At 61.2% G+C, this 16,485-nt stretch carries 13 protein-coding genes; 10 read left to right on the top strand and 3 right to left on the bottom strand.

The window, feature by feature from the left end; all coding sequences use genetic code 11:
* Positions 1 to 101 precede the first annotated feature (101 nt).
* The 6 genes from HUU46_16515 to HUU46_16490 all read left to right on the top strand — a co-directional run bounded on the left by HUU46_16515 (position 102) and on the right by HUU46_16490 (position 4,922).
* Positions 102 to 1,604, top strand: a complete 1,503-nt coding sequence (locus tag HUU46_16515) for an aldehyde dehydrogenase family protein (GenBank protein NUM55250.1) — start codon at positions 102 to 104, stop codon at positions 1,602 to 1,604.
* Positions 1,605 to 1,748: 144 nt separating this feature from the next.
* Positions 1,749 to 2,501 carry a hypothetical protein gene (locus HUU46_16510; GenBank protein ID NUM55249.1) on the top strand — a complete coding sequence of 251 codons (753 nt, stop codon included), beginning with the start codon at positions 1,749 to 1,751 and terminating at the stop codon, positions 2,499 to 2,501.
* A gap of 96 nt (positions 2,502 to 2,597) precedes the next feature.
* Positions 2,598 to 2,879, top strand: a complete 282-nt coding sequence (locus HUU46_16505; protein NUM55248.1) for a hypothetical protein — start codon at positions 2,598 to 2,600, stop codon at positions 2,877 to 2,879.
* A 3-nt stretch (positions 2,880 to 2,882) separates the two neighbouring features.
* A complete protein-coding gene (locus HUU46_16500; protein NUM55247.1) occupies positions 2,883 to 3,263 on the top strand; it encodes a type II toxin-antitoxin system VapC family toxin in 381 nt (126 codons plus the stop codon).
* Positions 3,263 to 4,618: an exodeoxyribonuclease VII large subunit gene (locus HUU46_16495; GenBank protein ID NUM55246.1), complete on the top strand. Its 1,356-nt coding sequence runs from the start codon at positions 3,263 to 3,265 to the stop codon at positions 4,616 to 4,618. The genes HUU46_16500 and HUU46_16495 overlap by 1 nt, the downstream gene beginning before the upstream one ends.
* Positions 4,611 to 4,922, top strand: coding sequence for an exodeoxyribonuclease VII small subunit (locus HUU46_16490; protein NUM55245.1), 312 nt, complete (start codon positions 4,611 to 4,613; stop codon positions 4,920 to 4,922). Before HUU46_16495 ends, HUU46_16490 begins: the two co-directional genes overlap by 8 nt.
* Positions 4,923 to 5,114: 192 nt before the next feature.
* Here the strand turns inward: HUU46_16490 and HUU46_16485 are convergent, their stop codons facing one another.
* Positions 5,115 to 5,882, bottom strand: a complete 768-nt coding sequence (locus HUU46_16485; GenBank protein NUM55244.1) for a DKNYY domain-containing protein — start codon at positions 5,880 to 5,882, stop codon at positions 5,115 to 5,117.
* A gap of 247 nt (positions 5,883 to 6,129) precedes the next feature.
* The gene (locus HUU46_16480; GenBank protein NUM55243.1) at positions 6,130 to 7,377 is read right to left on the bottom strand and encodes a glycosyltransferase family 4 protein; all 1,248 of its coding nucleotides are present in this window, start codon (positions 7,375 to 7,377) and stop codon (positions 6,130 to 6,132) included.
* A gap of 240 nt (positions 7,378 to 7,617) precedes the next feature.
* Between HUU46_16480 and HUU46_16475 the strand changes: the two genes are divergently transcribed.
* The 4 genes from HUU46_16475 to HUU46_16460 all read left to right on the top strand — a co-directional run bounded on the left by HUU46_16475 (position 7,618) and on the right by HUU46_16460 (position 16,038).
* On the top strand, positions 7,618 to 11,910 hold the full coding sequence (locus HUU46_16475; GenBank protein ID NUM55242.1) for a hypothetical protein: 4,293 nt from the start codon (positions 7,618 to 7,620) through the stop codon (positions 11,908 to 11,910).
* Between the two features lie 17 nt (positions 11,911 to 11,927).
* The gene (locus HUU46_16470; protein NUM55241.1) at positions 11,928 to 12,677 is read left to right on the top strand and encodes a hypothetical protein; all 750 of its coding nucleotides are present in this window, start codon (positions 11,928 to 11,930) and stop codon (positions 12,675 to 12,677) included.
* A 177-nt stretch (positions 12,678 to 12,854) separates the two neighbouring features.
* Complete coding sequence (locus HUU46_16465) at positions 12,855 to 14,006, top strand: glycosyltransferase family 4 protein (GenBank protein ID NUM55240.1); 1,152 nt, start codon at positions 12,855 to 12,857, stop codon at positions 14,004 to 14,006.
* 136 nt (positions 14,007 to 14,142) lie between these two features.
* Complete coding sequence (locus HUU46_16460) at positions 14,143 to 16,038, top strand: DUF4914 family protein (GenBank protein NUM55239.1); 1,896 nt, start codon at positions 14,143 to 14,145, stop codon at positions 16,036 to 16,038.
* 20 nt (positions 16,039 to 16,058) lie between these two features.
* On the opposite strand, the gene HUU46_16455 is transcribed toward HUU46_16460, so the two are convergent.
* Positions 16,059 to 16,301: a hypothetical protein gene (locus HUU46_16455; protein ID NUM55238.1), complete on the bottom strand. Its 243-nt coding sequence runs from the start codon at positions 16,299 to 16,301 to the stop codon at positions 16,059 to 16,061.
* Between the last annotated feature and the right edge of the window lie 184 nt (positions 16,302 to 16,485).

The raw sequence follows: 16,485 nt of genomic DNA, 5'->3' as shown, positions 1-16,485 counted from the left end.
CCCGTCTTGCGTTAAACTGGATTCAGGAGTCTTGGTGCAAACGTCCTGGCGCAACGCCGGACACAGTCTCATGCGGCGCGAGCCGCTCCGGGAGATAGACAATGGCTACCGCAACACTTCCTACCATTCTTCCGACCGTCAAATCGTTCGTTGCCGAAAGGCGACAGATGCTCATCAACGGCAAATGGGTCGACGCTGTTTCCGACCGGACCTTCGAAGTCTTCAATCCTGCCACAGGCGAAGTCCTCGCCCACGTCGCATCGGGTGACGTTCAGGACATCGACGCCGCCGTGAAATCTGCGCGCGCCGCGTTTGAAAGCGGGCCGTGGCCGGCGATGACGCCGTCCGACCGCGGCAGACTGATATGGAAACTCGGCGACCTCATCGAACAGCACCTCGAAGAATTCGCGCAGCTCGAGTCGCTCGACAACGGCAAACCCCTTTCCGTCGCGCGCGTCGCCGATGTCCCGCTCGCGGCTGATCTGTTCCGGTATATGGCCGGCTGGGCGACGAAGATCGAGGGTAACACGATTCCCATCTCCGTCCCGTACGCGCCCGGCGCGAAGTTCTTTGCATACACCGCGCGCGAACCGGTTGGCGTCGTCGGCCAAATCATTCCGTGGAATTTCCCGCTCCTGATGGCCGCGTGGAAACTCGGCCCCGCGCTCGCCGCGGGCTGCACCGTCGTGCTCAAACCCGCCGAGCAAACGCCGCTCTCCGCGCTGCTGCTCGGCAAACTGATTTGCGAAGCGGGCTTTCCAGACGGCGTCGTCAACATCGTAACCGGCTTCGGAGAAACTGCGGGCGCCGCGCTCGCGCAACATCCGGGCATCGACAAGATCGCGTTCACCGGCTCGACCGAGGTCGGCAAACTTATCGTCGAAGCCGCCGCGAAAGACCTCAAAAAGGTCTCGCTGGAACTCGGCGGCAAATCGCCGAACATCGTATTCAGCGACTCGGACGTCGAACTCGCCATCCAGGGCGCGGCCAATGCCATCTTCTTCAACCACGGCCAATGCTGCTGCGCCGGCTCGCGTCTCTACGTCGAGGACGACATCTTCGACGACGTAGTCAATGGTGTCGCGGGCGCCGCGCGCAGCATCAAGGTCGGCGACGGCTTCTCGCCCGACACGCAGATGGGCCCGCTCGTGTCCGAAGAACAACTCAACCGCGTATCCGGCTATCTCGACTCCGGCATCGCTGAAGGCGCCAAGGCCGTTTGCGGCGGCAAGCGCATGGGCAATGGCGGCTACTTCGTCGAACCCACCGTGCTCGTGAACACCAACCAGAAAATGAAAATCGTCCAGGAAGAAATCTTCGGCCCCGTCGTCACCGCAATGCCGTTCAAAAGCGAAGACGACATCGCCCCCGTCGCCAACGACACGGTCTACGGCCTCGCCGGCGGCATCTGGACCCGCGACATCTCGAAGGCCCACCGCGCCGCCGCCAAACTCCGCGCCGGCACCGTCTGGATCAATTGCTACAACGTCTTCGACGCCGCGCTTCCGTTTGGCGGGTATAAACAGTCCGGCTGGGGCCGCGAAATGGGCCACGACGTCCTCGAGAACTACACGGAAACGAAAGCGGTCTGTATTGCGATATGATAGTGAGCGTCGCGAATTGACTTCGTAGCGCCCGGCCTCCGCGCCGGGCGAATCTGTACGTCCGTTTCTTTTTGGGGAGAGCGCGAGAGTACCTTTTTCTTTTTGCAAAGAAAAAGGTACTCTCGCAAATTAAAGGTTGTGCCAATGAACGTCACCCGCCGCGAATTCACCGGCAGTATGATCAACTCCGTCCTGGCCTATGGACTCCTCGACATGCTCTGGACCCAGAACCTCTTCGCCGAATCCGTCAAACCCATCATTGATCGATGGTTCAACGATCTATATGCCATTGGCGAAGACTTGCATGGACAGAAGCTCAAGGACACCGAGTTCCAGGCGAAAATGGAGGGACTCTTCCGCAAGGTTGACCTGACCGAACTCATGAAATGCGTTGACCTCTCCGGTATCAAGGAACGCGTAGACATCCCTGCAAACGGCGCGTTCAGCGCGTCCTTCGATCTCAGCCATGTCGAAGGTCTTCCGAAAGAACTCAACTTCGGCCGCCAAATCTTCTGTCTCAAAAAAGATCGCGCTATCGTCCCCCACGGCCACAGCAACATGTGCACCGGCTTCATCGTGCTCGAAGGCGCGTTCCACGGCCGCCACTACGACAAACTCGAGACTGCCGACGACCACTACGTCATTAAGCCGACGATTGACAATCAATTCGCGGCGGGCGGCGTCTCCACAATCTCTGACCACAAAGACAACGTCCACTGGTTCCGCTGCACGTCGGAGACCGGCTACATCTTCAATGCGCATTTCGACGGTTACGCCTCGGACATCACCATCCCCACCGGCCGCCTCTATCTCGATCCCGAAGGCGAAAAACTCGCCAGCGGCCTCATCAAAGCGCCGAAGATGACGTCGAAAGACTGCCACGCCAAGTATGGGTGAGATGATTTCAACCACTGGGCGCGACAAATGGGTGGAAATGTCGATCGTACTCTGCATAGTTTAGACACGCGCTGAACGTATGATAGGGTTACTTGTATGGAAACGATCAACGCCATTATCGAGCCAGACGAGGACGGCACCCTGCACGTCCCGCTGCCGGAGTCGTTGCGCCACGGCAAAGTCGCTATCACGGCCACATTGTGTGCGGCCATTGAGCCACGCCAGAAGATTCCGGTTCCAGCGCCTGAGATACTCGCGGTGCGCCGCGCCGCGCTCGATGAACTCCGGGAACTCGGGGAGGTCGCAAAGATTGTTCCTGATCCTGTCGCATGGCAGCGCAAGCAAAGACAGGACAGACCTCTGCCGGACATAGAATAGATTGTGCTCTGCGACAGCAACATCCTGATCTATGCGGTCCATCCATCCGATACCCTGTGCAAGGATTTCATTGCTTCAAGAGGCATCGCAATCGCAAGTGTGACCCGGATCGGGGTTCTGGGTTATCCCGGATTCCGCGATATGTCTGAGACCTCAAAGCAGCGATTGCGCGATCTATTGTTGTCACTCAAATCGCTGGACCTGACGGAGAGTGTCATCGATCGCGCCATTCAGATGCGGCAACAGCGACTCATGGGTTTGGCGGATGCCATCGTTGCGGGCACAGCCCTCGTACACGACATGGAACTCGCCACCCGCAATATCGCTGACTTCAAGAACATTCCGGGGCTCAGGCAGGTAAATCCGTACGCCGACCCGTCCTAATGTCTATCGAGAAACCCGAAATACTCTCCGTCGCGCAACTCACACGGCGAGTGAAGGACCTGCTGGAGACGCAGGTCGGCAACGTGTGGGTCTCCGGTGAAATCTCCAATTGGCGCGTGTCGCCGGCCGGGCACGCGTACTTCACGTTGAAGGACGCCGAGAGCCAGATTGACGCCGTCATGTTTCGCGGGCGGATGATGAAGCTGCAGTTCCGGCCCGATAGCGGGCTCGAAGTGGTGGTGATGGGTTTGGTCACCGTCTACGAAAAACGCGGCAACTATCAGATCGTCTGCGAGGAGATGCACCCCAAAGGGGTGGGCGCGCTGCAACTCGCGTTTGAGCAGCTCAAGAAAAAACTCGGTGAAGAAGGGCTGTTCGACGAGGAGCACAAGAAGCCGTTGCCCCTCCTCCCCCGCCGCATCGGGATCGTTACATCGCCGACGGGCGCGGCGATCCGCGACATCCTCAACGTCATCAACCGGCGGTTCGCGCACGTCCACATCCTCATCTATCCCGCGCGTGTGCAGGGCGAAGAGGCCGCGCAGGAGATTGTCGCGGGGATCAAAGCGCTTGACGGCTATGGTGTGGACGTGATGATTGTCGGGCGTGGCGGCGGCTCGCTCGAGGACCTGTGGCCGTTCAACGAGGAGATCGTCGTGCGCGCAATTTACAACGCGAAGACGCCAATCATCTCCGCCGTCGGACACGAGATCGATTTCACGCTCGCCGATTTCGCCGCCGACCTTCGCGCGCCGACGCCGTCTGCCGCGGCGGAACTGGTAGTGCAGGAACAGGAAGCGCTCGTCGAGCAAGTGCGCCTACTGGGCGCGCGCATGGGCAAGTCGCTCGCGCGCCAACTGGAGCGCACCAAGTCGCGTCTCTCGCTGGCCATGTCGAGCTACGTTTTTCGCCGTCCCGAAGAACTGGTCCGCCAGCGCCGGCAGCGGGTCGACGAACTCCGCATGCGCATCGAAGACCGCGTCGAAGACCGTATCCGCCTGTTGCGGCGGCGGCTCGATCGCGCGGCTCGCTCGCTCGTGCTGTTGTCCCCGGGACAACGTATCCACGCGGCACGGCTCGAACTGGGAACGAAGGTGCAGCGCATCGTCAACGCCGCCCACGTCGCCGTCTCGAACGCGCGCGGAAGGTTCCAGCCCCTAGTCGCGCAACTCGACGCGCTCAGCCCGCTCGCGGTCTTGTCGCGAGGCTACGCGCTCGCGTGGAAGCTTCCCAGCCGCAAACTGGTTCGCGACGTGCAACAGCTCGCGCCAAACGATAAACTGGAGGTCCGTTTCGGGCGCGGCAGCGCGAACGTCACCGTCGATCGCATCGCAGAGGAACCGTCGAATGGCTGAGCAGAAGTTTGAGAAGGACCTGGAAAAGCTCGAGGAAATCGTCGCCGCCCTCGAAGAAGGCGAACTCCCGCTCGACGATGCCCTCAAACGCTTCGAAGAAGGCATCAAACTCGCCAAGCGCTGCGAGAAGGCCCTCGCCGACGCAGAGAAGAAGATCGAAATCCTCACCAAGAATGCCGACGGTACTCTCGAAGCCCAACCCTTCGACGAAGACAACCCCGAGGGCGACACCGGTCCCAAAATCCGCAAGAGCAAGAAGCGCGAGACCGACGACGGCGGCGACGGCGGCGAACTGCCGTTCTAGGCAATTGTGGCCTGGCGTTCGGCCTCCGCGATTAAATCCTCGTAAAACCGGAATCGGCCGAGCCCGAGCGCAGAAAAGCGATCGCCCAGAAATCTCCTGCGCACGCCCAGAATATTCAGGGCAGCGTTTATTGGCCCATACGCCGACCATTTTCGTGCCGTTCGCCAAACCAGCCCGGCATGTTTCGCCTCCTTAAATCCCGTCAGGGTGTTGGCTTTTAATACGTTCGAACATGGCGCCGCTGTGTATTTGTTCGCGCTCCCACGCACATTTCTCATCGACAGACTTCAGCCATTCGAGATATTCTTCGGGTGTCACGGCGCGATTGCTGATGTAAATTCGGTGCCGGTCCATAAAGGAATCCGTCGCGGTGAGTAGCCAGATGGAGGGCCGGTCGACACCCTCAATTTTTTTGCTGGTGAAATACACGTTGTTCTTATCGATGCTCAATAGGCCTGCCCAATGCCGCCAGGTAACGCGATCCGCGCCATGAATGGGAGTCGCATAAAAGTAGACCCGCTCGCGATCGCAGCCGTAGTTGTTCCCAAGAGAAAAAAACGTCACGGGTTCCGCCTTTTTGATGCGCCGAATTCCCTGTGACGACGCATGCCAAACGGAATTCGCATCAGCCGCGTAACCCGAGGAAATAAACGATCCCATCGAGAAAAAAACCAGCGAAGAATCCAACACGCGAAATGTTTTCGGGTCGGCGTCTTTGATCGGCGTGACGACGAAAAACGCCTGTGTCGCATCGATACAGAAGTTGGCGTTCAGCGGACGGAAGGTATCGCGATCGATCTGTTTTGATTGAATCGAGTGGAAGAAAACGCTCTTCGCATCGCGCGCGTAGTTGCCCAGCAAGACTTCGAAGGTTTTCGGATCGGCCCCACGCACTGGCCGCCCGCGATGCAAGACTTTCTTGCCGTCGTTTTCCCAGACCGGTACGTCGATGTTTGCCATACGCGCACACTTCCGGTTGCACCCGTGAGGAAAGACACATGCACCTACTTCAACCGCGCACCGATTGTAGCGACGCTGCCCCAAACCGCGCAAGGGCAGAATATGGAGTGCGGTAGTAGAGTCCACCGCAGCATAGCGAAGGTGGACGGCACTACCGCTTCCACTCCCGGCGGAGCTGGAGTCGTGTATCAACGGACTCGAGCGCTTTCCAAATCGCCGTGCAAGGCGAGCCAAAGCGGTAGCGCTACTACCGCACTCCAAAATCGACCCGTTCCTGCTTCCCTGCAAGATGCCGCCGAAACACCTCGGCCATTCCCTCGCAATTCCGCTGCACGTCGTAATCCCGCTCCACGATTTCCCGTGCGGCGGCGCTCAGTTTTTTGCGCAACGCCGGGTCCTCGATCAGCCGTTGCAGCCGGTCGGCCAACGCTTCCCAATCCGATGCGGGCGCGAGTAACCCATTCACGCCATCGATCACCAGTTCCGGAATCCCGGTAATCGCTGTCGTCACGCACGGTATCCCCTTCCCCATTGCCTCCATCAACACGACCGGCAACCCCTCCGCGAAACTCGGCAACGCGAAAATGTCCGCTTTGTCGTAATACGAATGGATGTCACCTTGGCCCACCGGGCCAGCGAACGCCACACAATCCGCGATACCGAGCGACTTTGCCAGCGCCTCGATCGATTCCCGGTCCGGCCCCGCGCCGACAAGCGTCGCGTGAAACGCCACGCCCCGTTCCTTCAGCGCATGGCACGCCCTGACGAGCAAGTGTTGACCCTTCGCTGGCACTAGCCGCCCCACACATAGAATTTCGGCTACCGCATTACTCGGCTCCGGCCGCACCGCATACTTCGACACATCGATGCCGCAGCGCACGATGTGAAACTTGTCCCAATCCTTGTATTCGGTCACCCGTTCAAGCTGACTGCGGCAATAAAAACTAATGCACCGCGCGAACACCGCCTTGCGCACCTTCTCCGGAATTAGGTCCTGGTTGATGTTGTAAAACTCATCCGGACCATGAACGCTCAGGCTGAACTCAATCAACCCGCTCGACGCGCCGATCAGCGCCACCGTCGCGGCGGGATTCGCAAAATGCACGTGCACATGTCGTATCCCCTCCCGGCGCATCCAGTGCACCAGCACCCCCGCCTCCGCAAAATACGCCATCGCCTTGATTAACGGCACCGGCCCATTCGTCCACAACGACAGCGCATACGAAAACATCCGCATATACGCAAAAAATGCTGTTAACTTCAGCGCGGCATGCGCCGCCGCCAACCGAGCGATGCCGCAGTCCTTGATACACAACGTGCTCTTCGCGTCCGCCTGCTCTTCCGCGGTCATTATATCGACGTTTCCGGGCGCTCGAATCGATGCCGTCTTCACCGTGAAGCCGTGCCTGCGCAAGGACTCCACTTCACGGAAAATGAAAGTCTGCGAGATCGCGGGATACTCGCTCGAAAGATACGCAATTGGTGCGGTCTGCATCTGCCTGCAATATTCCTTATACCGGCGGATTTTCTACGCAATCGTATCGATAACCGGAGCGACAGTCGAATTCCTGGGCGACAACCCTCTATCTTGCGGCTAACGCATCCGATACGCCCATCGATTGTGGTGCGCCCCTCTCGCGACTTGAATGCGAAATGTGCGCCGTGGTGTTATACTGCCTGCGCAGCGTGTGCCTGCCAAGGGTTTGGGAAGGCAGTCCTTAGGATTGCGGTTGGCATGATCGTTTTCGAGTGCCCCAATTGCAGTAACTCCATCAGCGTGGAAGACGACCACGCGGGAAGAAGTGCGTGGTGCCGTAAATGCCGCCGAATCTCCACCGTTCCCCGCCCTCAGCCGCTCGCGAAGCCCGGTGTCTCCTCCGCTGCCACCGTCGCCATCAGCGCGCCGCTCGCCGGTCTTGGCGCGTCGTTGCACCCCTCCGGAGCCGCCGTGCCCGTTCGCGAACCCATTCCCGACATCACGGGCCGCCCCCTCGAGTGGAACTTGCGCCGTCCCGGCGAACCGATGGACCTCAAACACATTCAGCCCGCTGCCCGTGAGGAATTGCGCGCTTCGGTTGCGGAGGCCGCGGGCGAGGTCGAACGCCTCACCCAACAGCGCAGCGACGCCGTCAAGCTGCTGCAGGAAAGCGCGGCCGAAATCTCCCGTCTCATCGGCGAACTCAGCGCCGCGCGCCAGGAAAACGAATCGCTGCGAAAGACGCTCAACGATCTCGAATCGGAGCCGGCGTCGACAGCCGGACACGACGGGGCGTCGGCCGAAGCGATTCGCAAACTCCAGGGTCTGGTCTCGCAAAAAGACGGCGATATCGATCGGTTGACGTCCGAATGCTCCGCCGCGCGCGACGAAATCGCCGCGCTCAAGCAATCCGTCTTCCAGCAAGCGCCCAGTGCGGGTCGGGCAAACGAACTGCCGGAGGCGATGGCGCGCGATCTCGACGCCGCACTAACCGCCCTCGCCGAACGTGATCGCGAAGTGCAACTCTTGACCGAATCCCTTGCCGAAGCGCAACAACAAGCCAACGAAGCGGCCGCCGCTGCCGCAACTCAACATTTCGAATCCGCCATCGCAGAACGCGACCAGCGCATCGCCGATCTCCTCCAGCACGAACAAACCGCCCTGCAGGCCTCGGAACAATTGCGTAAGGCGCTCCGGGAGCGCGAAGCGGAATTCGAAGCCGCATATTTCGAGACCTCCACCCTGCGCAAAGCCGCCGAAGAGCGCGACCGGCTCGCGCACGACTACGCCGACATTTCCCAAACGCTCGTAGACAGTCGCCAGCGCCTTAAGGAACAAGAAGACAAGCGCGCCGCGATCGAGCAGGAACTTCATTTGCTCCAGTCTCAACTCGGGGAGCGCGACTCGGAATTGCAGCGCGTCCGATACGAGTTGGCTGACGTACGGCAGCGGGCCGAAGCAGTCCAGTCCGAATCGCCCGGCGCGCCCGTGCTCACGGAAATTGCACTGGACGAACATAGCCAGGAAATCGAGGGGCTCAAGGCGCAGGCCGAAGCCGCCAGCCAGCGCGCGTGGTCGCTCCATCGCGCGCTCGAAAAGGCCACCAATCGCGTCAAGGAGCGTGAAGCCGAGATTGACCGGCTCGCGGCAGAGCTCGCCGCCGCCAACACGATGCACGAAGCGCGCCTGACCGAAATCCGCGACCTCACCGCATCGCTCGAAGAAACCGTGACGCGCCAGGCCGGTCTGGCCTCCGAGTACGAAGCTGCCAAGCTCGCCGCCCAGTCCGCGCAGGCAACCGGCGAACAATTGAAGGTCGCGTTCGATGAAGCGCTGTCGCTCGTCGCGAAACGCGACGAGGAACTGGCCCTGCTGCGCGCCGAGTCCGGGCAATGGCAGACGCGCATCGACGAGACATCCGGGAACGTTCAACAACTTACCTTTGAGCGCGACCTCGCCTTGCAGCAATGCCGCGAGGCCGAAACGGAAGTCCAGGCCGAGCGGCAAAAGTTGCGCGGTCTGTTGGACGATCTGACCAAAGCGCAGGCGGAACTCGAAGAGACGCGCACCTATCTCATCCAACGCGAACAGCGCCTCGAGGCCGCTACCACCGAACTCGCGCAATGGCAGGCACGCGACGCGGATCGCGATTCCGAAATCCAGCGACTGAATGCGCGCCTCGACGAGGCCTCGCGCCAGGTCGAGGCCGCCGCGTTCGAATCCGAAGCGGAACGCGCCAAGTGGCAGCCTCTCGTTGCAAGCCACGAAGAAACAAAGGCCGCGCTCGACGACATCCGCACCCAACTCGCCGCGCGAGACGAACAGATCGCCTCGCTGCAGATGGAAGCTGCCAACCGCGATGGCGCGCTCGCGTCCATAAAGGCCGCGCTTGCTCAAGCGAGCAGCGCCCACGAACAGGCCAACGTCGCCGCCGACGAATTGCGCGCACAACTCGCTGCACGCGAAGCGCGCATCGAATCGCTATTGGACGACGTGTCGGCGCGCGCCAACGAAATCGAAGCACTGAAGACGTCGCTTGCCGGCCTGGAATCCGCACTGCAAGAAAAAGAAGACAAGTCGGACGATCTGGACTTCCAGGTCGCAGGCCTCAGCGCAACACTGCGAGACCGCGACGCCGCCCTCGCCGAAGCAGTACGCAAAGCCGATTCCGCGCAGGCGGAATTGGCCGCGACGCGTCAGGCCGAAGCCGAAACAAGGGCCGCGCTCGACGCGCTGCAAGGCGAACTCGACCAAATGCGCGAGGCAGCATCAGCGGCGCAGGAACGCCTCGGCCCCGCGGACGCCGAACTCGGCCACTTGCGAGATACCGTGGCCCGCCTCAACGCACGCGAACGGGAACTGCGCTCCGCGCTCGATCACCGCACGTCCGAAGTCGAGAGCTTGCTCGCGGACGTGAACGACTTCAGGGCGCGTGAAGGGCGATTGGACGGCGAACTCGAATCGCGCTCCCGCGCCATTCAGGAACTACAACTCGCCTTCGAATCCCGTACGGCCGAATGGGAACAGGCACTTGCCGCGAAACAGGAACTCGATCTCCGCGCGCAGCAGGGTGTCGCAACGTTCGAACAATTCCAAACCGACATCAATGAATTGCGCGCGCACTTGGCGGCCAAGGAAGCCGAGTCCGAACAACTACTCCGCGAGCGCACTGCGCTTCAGGACAGCCTGGGCAAGTCCTCCGCCGCCGCCGGCCTGCTCCAGCACGAACTCGACTCGCGCATGGCCGAACTTGCGCGCGCCACCGCCGAAAACGAAACACTGCGCAACAACGTCGAGTTGTATCGCGAGAACGCGGACGACTTCGAACGACAGGCCAACGCCCTTCGCGCGGAAGCCGAACTTCACAAAGCGGAAAAGGAATCGCTCCAGCTCGCCGCGAACGAAGCGAAACAAGTCGCCGCCCGCTACGACATCGAGCTTGCTTCGCTTCGCGCCGAACTGGAAAAAATGGCCGCGGACAAGGGCGAATTCGAATCGCTCGCAGTGGGCTCGCAGGAAGCCGCCGCCCGCTTCCAGGCGGAATTGGACGCATTGCGCGTCGAACTCACCTCCGCCGTGGACGAGCGCGACACACTTGCGGGCCGCGCCGAAGAAGCGCTTGCGGCGAAAGCGGCCACCGAGGCCGACATGGCCTCGCTGCTCACCGAACTCAATAAACATCTCGCGGAGAAAAACGAGATCGAGTCAGCGGCCGCCGCTGCGCGCGAACGCGCCGCTCGACTCGAAGCCGATGCCGCCGCGCTGCAAGCGCAGGTCGCGCAGACCGTGGAAGAGCGCGATTCGCTCGCGCGCACCATGCAGGACATTCAGGCGGCGAATGCAGCGAACGAATCGGAGGTCGCCTCCCTGCGCGCCGAACTCGAGAAGCGCGCGGCGGAAAAAGCGCAGGTTGAAACGTTTGCGCTTGACTCGAAGTCCGCGGCGGAGCGCATCCAAAGCGAATTGGCATCGCTTCGCGCCGAGGCCGCGCGCAAGCTCGAAGAAATCGAGGCGCTGCGCCGTGCGCTCGAGGACGCGCGGACTGCAAACTCCGCGGTGGAAGCGGACCTCGCCGCGGCACGCACGCAAGCGGGCCAGTACGAGCAAACAATTGCCGCGCTGCGCACCGAATCCGACAAAGCGGGCCGCACCGGGGCCGACATGCTCGCGGAAATCGAGTCCCTGCGCAATGAAGTTCAGCGTCTGAGGCGCGAATCCGACGAGTACAAGAGCGTGCGCGAACAGGAATCGCGCCAACTTACGCAGCAACTCGAACAGGCTGTCTCCGAAGTATCTCGCAGCGCGCAGGAAATCCAGCGGCTCAGCGGCGAGCTCGAAGCCGCGCGCGCGCACGGCGGTGGCGTAGGAACGCTGGAAGAAGCTCTCAAGCTTCAGCACACCATGGCGGCGACGCACGACGATTTGTGGAAACATGCGCCGGCGGTTGACGGCAATGGCGAACCGGTTACGCCGGAAGTCGTGAATGCCGATGAACAGGACGAACAGAAAATGCTCGTGGATGCGCTCTTGCGCTTCCTCGGACGGCGGTAGCGAATCGGAGCGATACTATGAGGCGGTTGGTCGTTCAATGTTCGTGCGGTGAACGCATTCAAGTGCCGCACTCCGCCCTCGGCAAGGCCGGCCTGTGCCCCTCCTGCGGCGCGACAATATACATCTCGAAGGACAACGCGGCCCCCTACCGGGGCACCAGCGCGACGTCCTCGCGCTCGGGATCGTCCGCGCCGTCGTCCGATCGCGGATGGTCAGGCGGCGGCTCCGCAAGCGACGCGCCGGAAGACATTCGCCGACGCTTCGCCGAAGGCGTCGACCTCTATTTCGCCAAGCGCTATTCGGAGGCGCTCGTCATCTTCAACAGTCTCGCCGCCGTGATGCCCCACGACGCCGACATTCAAATGGGCCAAACCATGTGTCTCGGCGCGCTGCGCAAAATCTCCCCGCTCGGCATCGCGCAGGACGGCCACTTCAGGGGCCTGCCCGCTCCGCACAACGGCAACGATCCAAACGATCGCCTGGAATCAATATTGCGCGGCCCCACGCCCGCCTTAGATCGCGATTTCTTCAAACGGTTTCTGTTCGACAAGATGATTTACGGCCACGGCGACGAAGTCCAAATGCGCGCCGCCGAACTGGCCGCGAAAATGTTCGGCTTTCTCGACGCCCCGCAACCGGACGAATCCGCATCCGCCGCAAGTGAACCGGACATCGAGGACGAAGAAGACGAAGACGAACCACCCGCGTACGATCTGCCCCGTCCAACGCCATTCCGCCGTGTCGCGCCCGATGACTCTGACCGCTAATCCATTAACCGAGCATCCGCACCAGACAGCCCTTCTACGTGCTCGTGCTCATGTTACTCTTGAAACTATCCAGCATACCCCTCGCCGCCTCAGCCCTACAGGTCCGTTTGGTCCTGTTCGTCCTTCAGGTCCTTTTATCCGCGCCAATCCCGATCACGTTCGCATCGGTCAATCCCCTTGCCTTCCCCTGCAATTGACATAGCCCTCGACGTCAGTTGCGCCGCGGAAAATCCCCTGACCGGCATCGGCTACGCCACGCTCTACCAGCTTCGCGCACTATTCACCCGCGACGATCCCGAACTGCGATTTCACCTCTTCGCCGCTGGCGCGCGCGGCGGTCGCGCGACACTCGAAAAGGAAATCGGCGACGCGCGTTCCTTGTCTTATGTTCCGTACGCGCGCCTCGCAAAGTATTACGCCTGGACCACGCTAAACTGGCCACCCATCGAGTGGTTTACCGGCCCCGCCCGGATCGCGCACAACTTTTGCCACCAGGCGCCCGCCACGTCCGGCGCCATCAAGCTCGTCACCGTCCACGACCTGTCCATGTTTCGCCATCCGGAAACCCACACGCCGCGCATGGTACACGTCCAGCAGACGCTCCTGCGCCACACCGCGAAATACGCGGACCACATCGTCGCGGTTTCGGAACACTGCAAGTCCGAACTGATCGAACTCCTGCGTATTCCTCCCGATCGCATCCATGTCATTCACAATGGCGTGAATACCGGCGAGTTCGATGTCGCGCTCGACGCGCGCCGGCTCAACGAATTGCGCCAGGCCCACCGAATCGAGGACGACTACATCATCCATCTCGGCACGATCGAGCCGCGAAAAAATCTCGTGCGGCTTTGCGAAGCCTACCGCCAACTGCGCGCATCGAAAAGCGGCATTCCCAAGCTCGTCATCGTCGGTGCGACCGGCTGGGGCTCCGCCCCCTCCATCGCCGCAATCGAATCGCTCGGCTCTTCCGTCGTTCGACCCGGCTATCTTTCGCGAGCGGATGCTGTGCTGCTCCTGCGCGGCGCGCGCGTTTGTGTATACCCCTCGCTCTATGAAGGCTTCGGCCTGCCCGTCCTCGAAGCGATGGCCGCGCGCACGCCCGTTATCACGAGTAACGCGTCCGCCCTGCCCGAGGTCGCCGGTGACACAGCAGTCTACGTCGATCCACTCGACTCCGCGTCAATCGCCGGCGCCATCGCGGGCGTACTCGAGGATCCCGCCGCCGCCGCGTCTCGCGTCGCAGCCGGCCGCGCGCGCGCCGAGACCTTCTCGTGGGCGGCCTCCGCCGAAAAGCTTGCCTCGCTCTACAAGACTCTGGCAAACTAACGCAATTTTTCGGATCGGCTGCACGCCGCACTTTTGCCCTTCTCCCATCTAAGGGGCCGATCCACCCAGCGCAGGCCGGGGGTCGATCCAATCGACGGCCACCCTTCACCCGCGCGCAATTCGGAAGGCCATACCGATGTCTTGGAAGAAACTTAATCCACCCACCGATGCCGCCGCCGTGCTCAGCCAATGCAAAACCGTGACGGTCGCGCGTTCCGCCACGGACCTGATCGATCTCGCATGCGGCGGACCCGGCAGCAATTACTACGAAGTTACATACGACGTACCGGGCAAAGGCCCCACGCTCGAGGCAGCAGTGTCCCGCGTACGCAACGGCATCTCCGCAAACTATCCCGAACCCTACATGCGCCGCCGCGACGGCGATAGCATGGTCCTCGGCGACGACCTGCCCACGGACAAGCCGACGTACAGGCAAATGTATGGCAAGGAATTCGGCCCCTTGCGCGAAGAAACGTTCGCGTGGCTGAAGCAACAGGACCTCATCACTTTCGCGTTCCACGCCGGCTCGCCCGAGATCGGACTCGAAGCAGTCGTCCTCGCGCCCGCGAACGCCGCGTTCTTTGCGTTCGGTCTCGCCCTGCTGCAGGGCATCGTCGATTTCGACGCACTCCCCGAGTCATTCGAACCCAGCCTCGTCATATATGTCGCGCCGCCGTTCCGCCACACGCATTTCGACGGCAAGCAAATCGTTGTCCACAACCGCCTCGAATCGCTCCACGAGATTTTCGCCTACAACCTCTACCCCGGCCCCAGCGCGAAAAAAGGCGTCTACGGCAGCCTGTTGAACCTCGGCGAGAAGGAAGGTTGGACCACCGCGCACTGTTCCACCGCGCAAATCATCACGCCCTACGACAACGTCGTCACCATCATGCACGAAGGCGCCAGCGGCGGCGGCAAGAGTGAAATGCTCGAACACGTCCACCGCGAAAGCGACGGCCGCCTCCTGCTCGGCAAGAACATCATCACCAAGGAACGCCGCCACATCTCCATTCCCCGCGCCTGCGAAATCCGGCCCGTCACCGACGACATGGCCATCTGCCACCCCTCGCTCCAGCGCGGTGACGGCAAGTTGCGCCTCATGGACGCCGAGAACGCGTGGTTCGTACGCGTCAACCACATTCGCGAATACGCCACCGACCCCGTGCTCGAACGGCTCACCGCGCAACCGTCCGAGCCGCTGCTCTTCCTCAACATCGATGCCGTCCCCAGGGGACGCGCGCTCATCTGGGAACACATCGAGGACAAACCCGGCGAACCCTGCCCCAATCCACGCGTCGTAATTCCACGACAGATCATCCCCGACATTGTCGACGGCGCGGTCACTGTCGACATTCGAAGTCTCGGCGTGCGGTGCCCCCCGTGCACGTTCCGCAAGCCCAGCTACGGCATTATCGGCCTGTTCCACCTGCTGCCGCCTGCGCTCGCGTGGTTGTGGCGGCTCGTCGCGCCGCGCGGCCATGCCAACCCCAGCATCATCGGCGGAGACAGCGGCATGTCCAGCGAAGGCGTCGGTTCCTACTGGCCCTTCGCCACGGGGCGGCAAGTCGATCACGCGAACATCCTGTTGCGCCAAATACAGGACACGCCCGCGACGCTCTATGTCCTATGCCCAAACCAGCACATCGGCAGTTGGGAAGTCAGCTTCATGCCGCAATGGGTCGCCCGCGAATACCTCGCGCGCCGCGGCATGGCCCGTTTCCGCTCGCACCAACTTATACGTTCGCGCACCCCGCTTCTCGGCTACGCCATGCACGAACTCACCGTCGAGGGCACAACGATCCCGCACTGGTTCCTGCAGGTCGAAACGCAACCCGAAGTCGGTGAAGACGCATACGACGAAGGCGTCCGCATCCTGCGCACCTTCTTCGAAAAGACCCTGCGCGAATACCTCGAACCCGATCTCGATCCACTCGGAAAACGGATCATCCAGTGCTGCCTCGACAATTCACGCGTCGACGACTACGAAACCCTCATGAAATCCGACTGGACCCCGTCGAAATTGGTCGAATAACCCGAGTGGATTCATAGACCCTATTCACCATTTGCTGATGGAATCGTTACCATCAGCGAATGGTCATCGGCCGCTTTCAGATGATGCCGCACGTCCCCCAGCCTGAGACGTACGAAGCATTGCTCCATCTCTTCGGACCATAACACCGATGCCATCTCATGTCCGCCCGACCCCATGAATTTTCCAGCTCCCCCTTCCGCATCGTTCAGGTCGTTTTCGTCCTTTACATCGATTCCGGCGAAGATATCCAAAGAATCTTGCACGTCTCGCGCAAGCCATTTGGCGTTAGTGCGTTGGATCTTTGAAATTCTGAGATTTCAAATCTGAAATTGATTGATAAAACTCTTTGGTCGTTGCCACAGACCACGCTACGTCCTTTGCGTTATTTATCTTCGCTTGCGCCTACGTCAGTCCCCCTCGGCCGAACCCCCCGCTAAAAAATCGCCT

It is taken from the genome of Candidatus Hydrogenedentota bacterium (assembly GCA_013359265.1).
Lineage (GTDB): Bacteria > Hydrogenedentota > Hydrogenedentia > Hydrogenedentales > SLHB01 > JABWCD01.
Note: the sequence above shows the minus strand (reverse complement) of the source record. Positions and strands in the feature narration are given on the sequence as shown.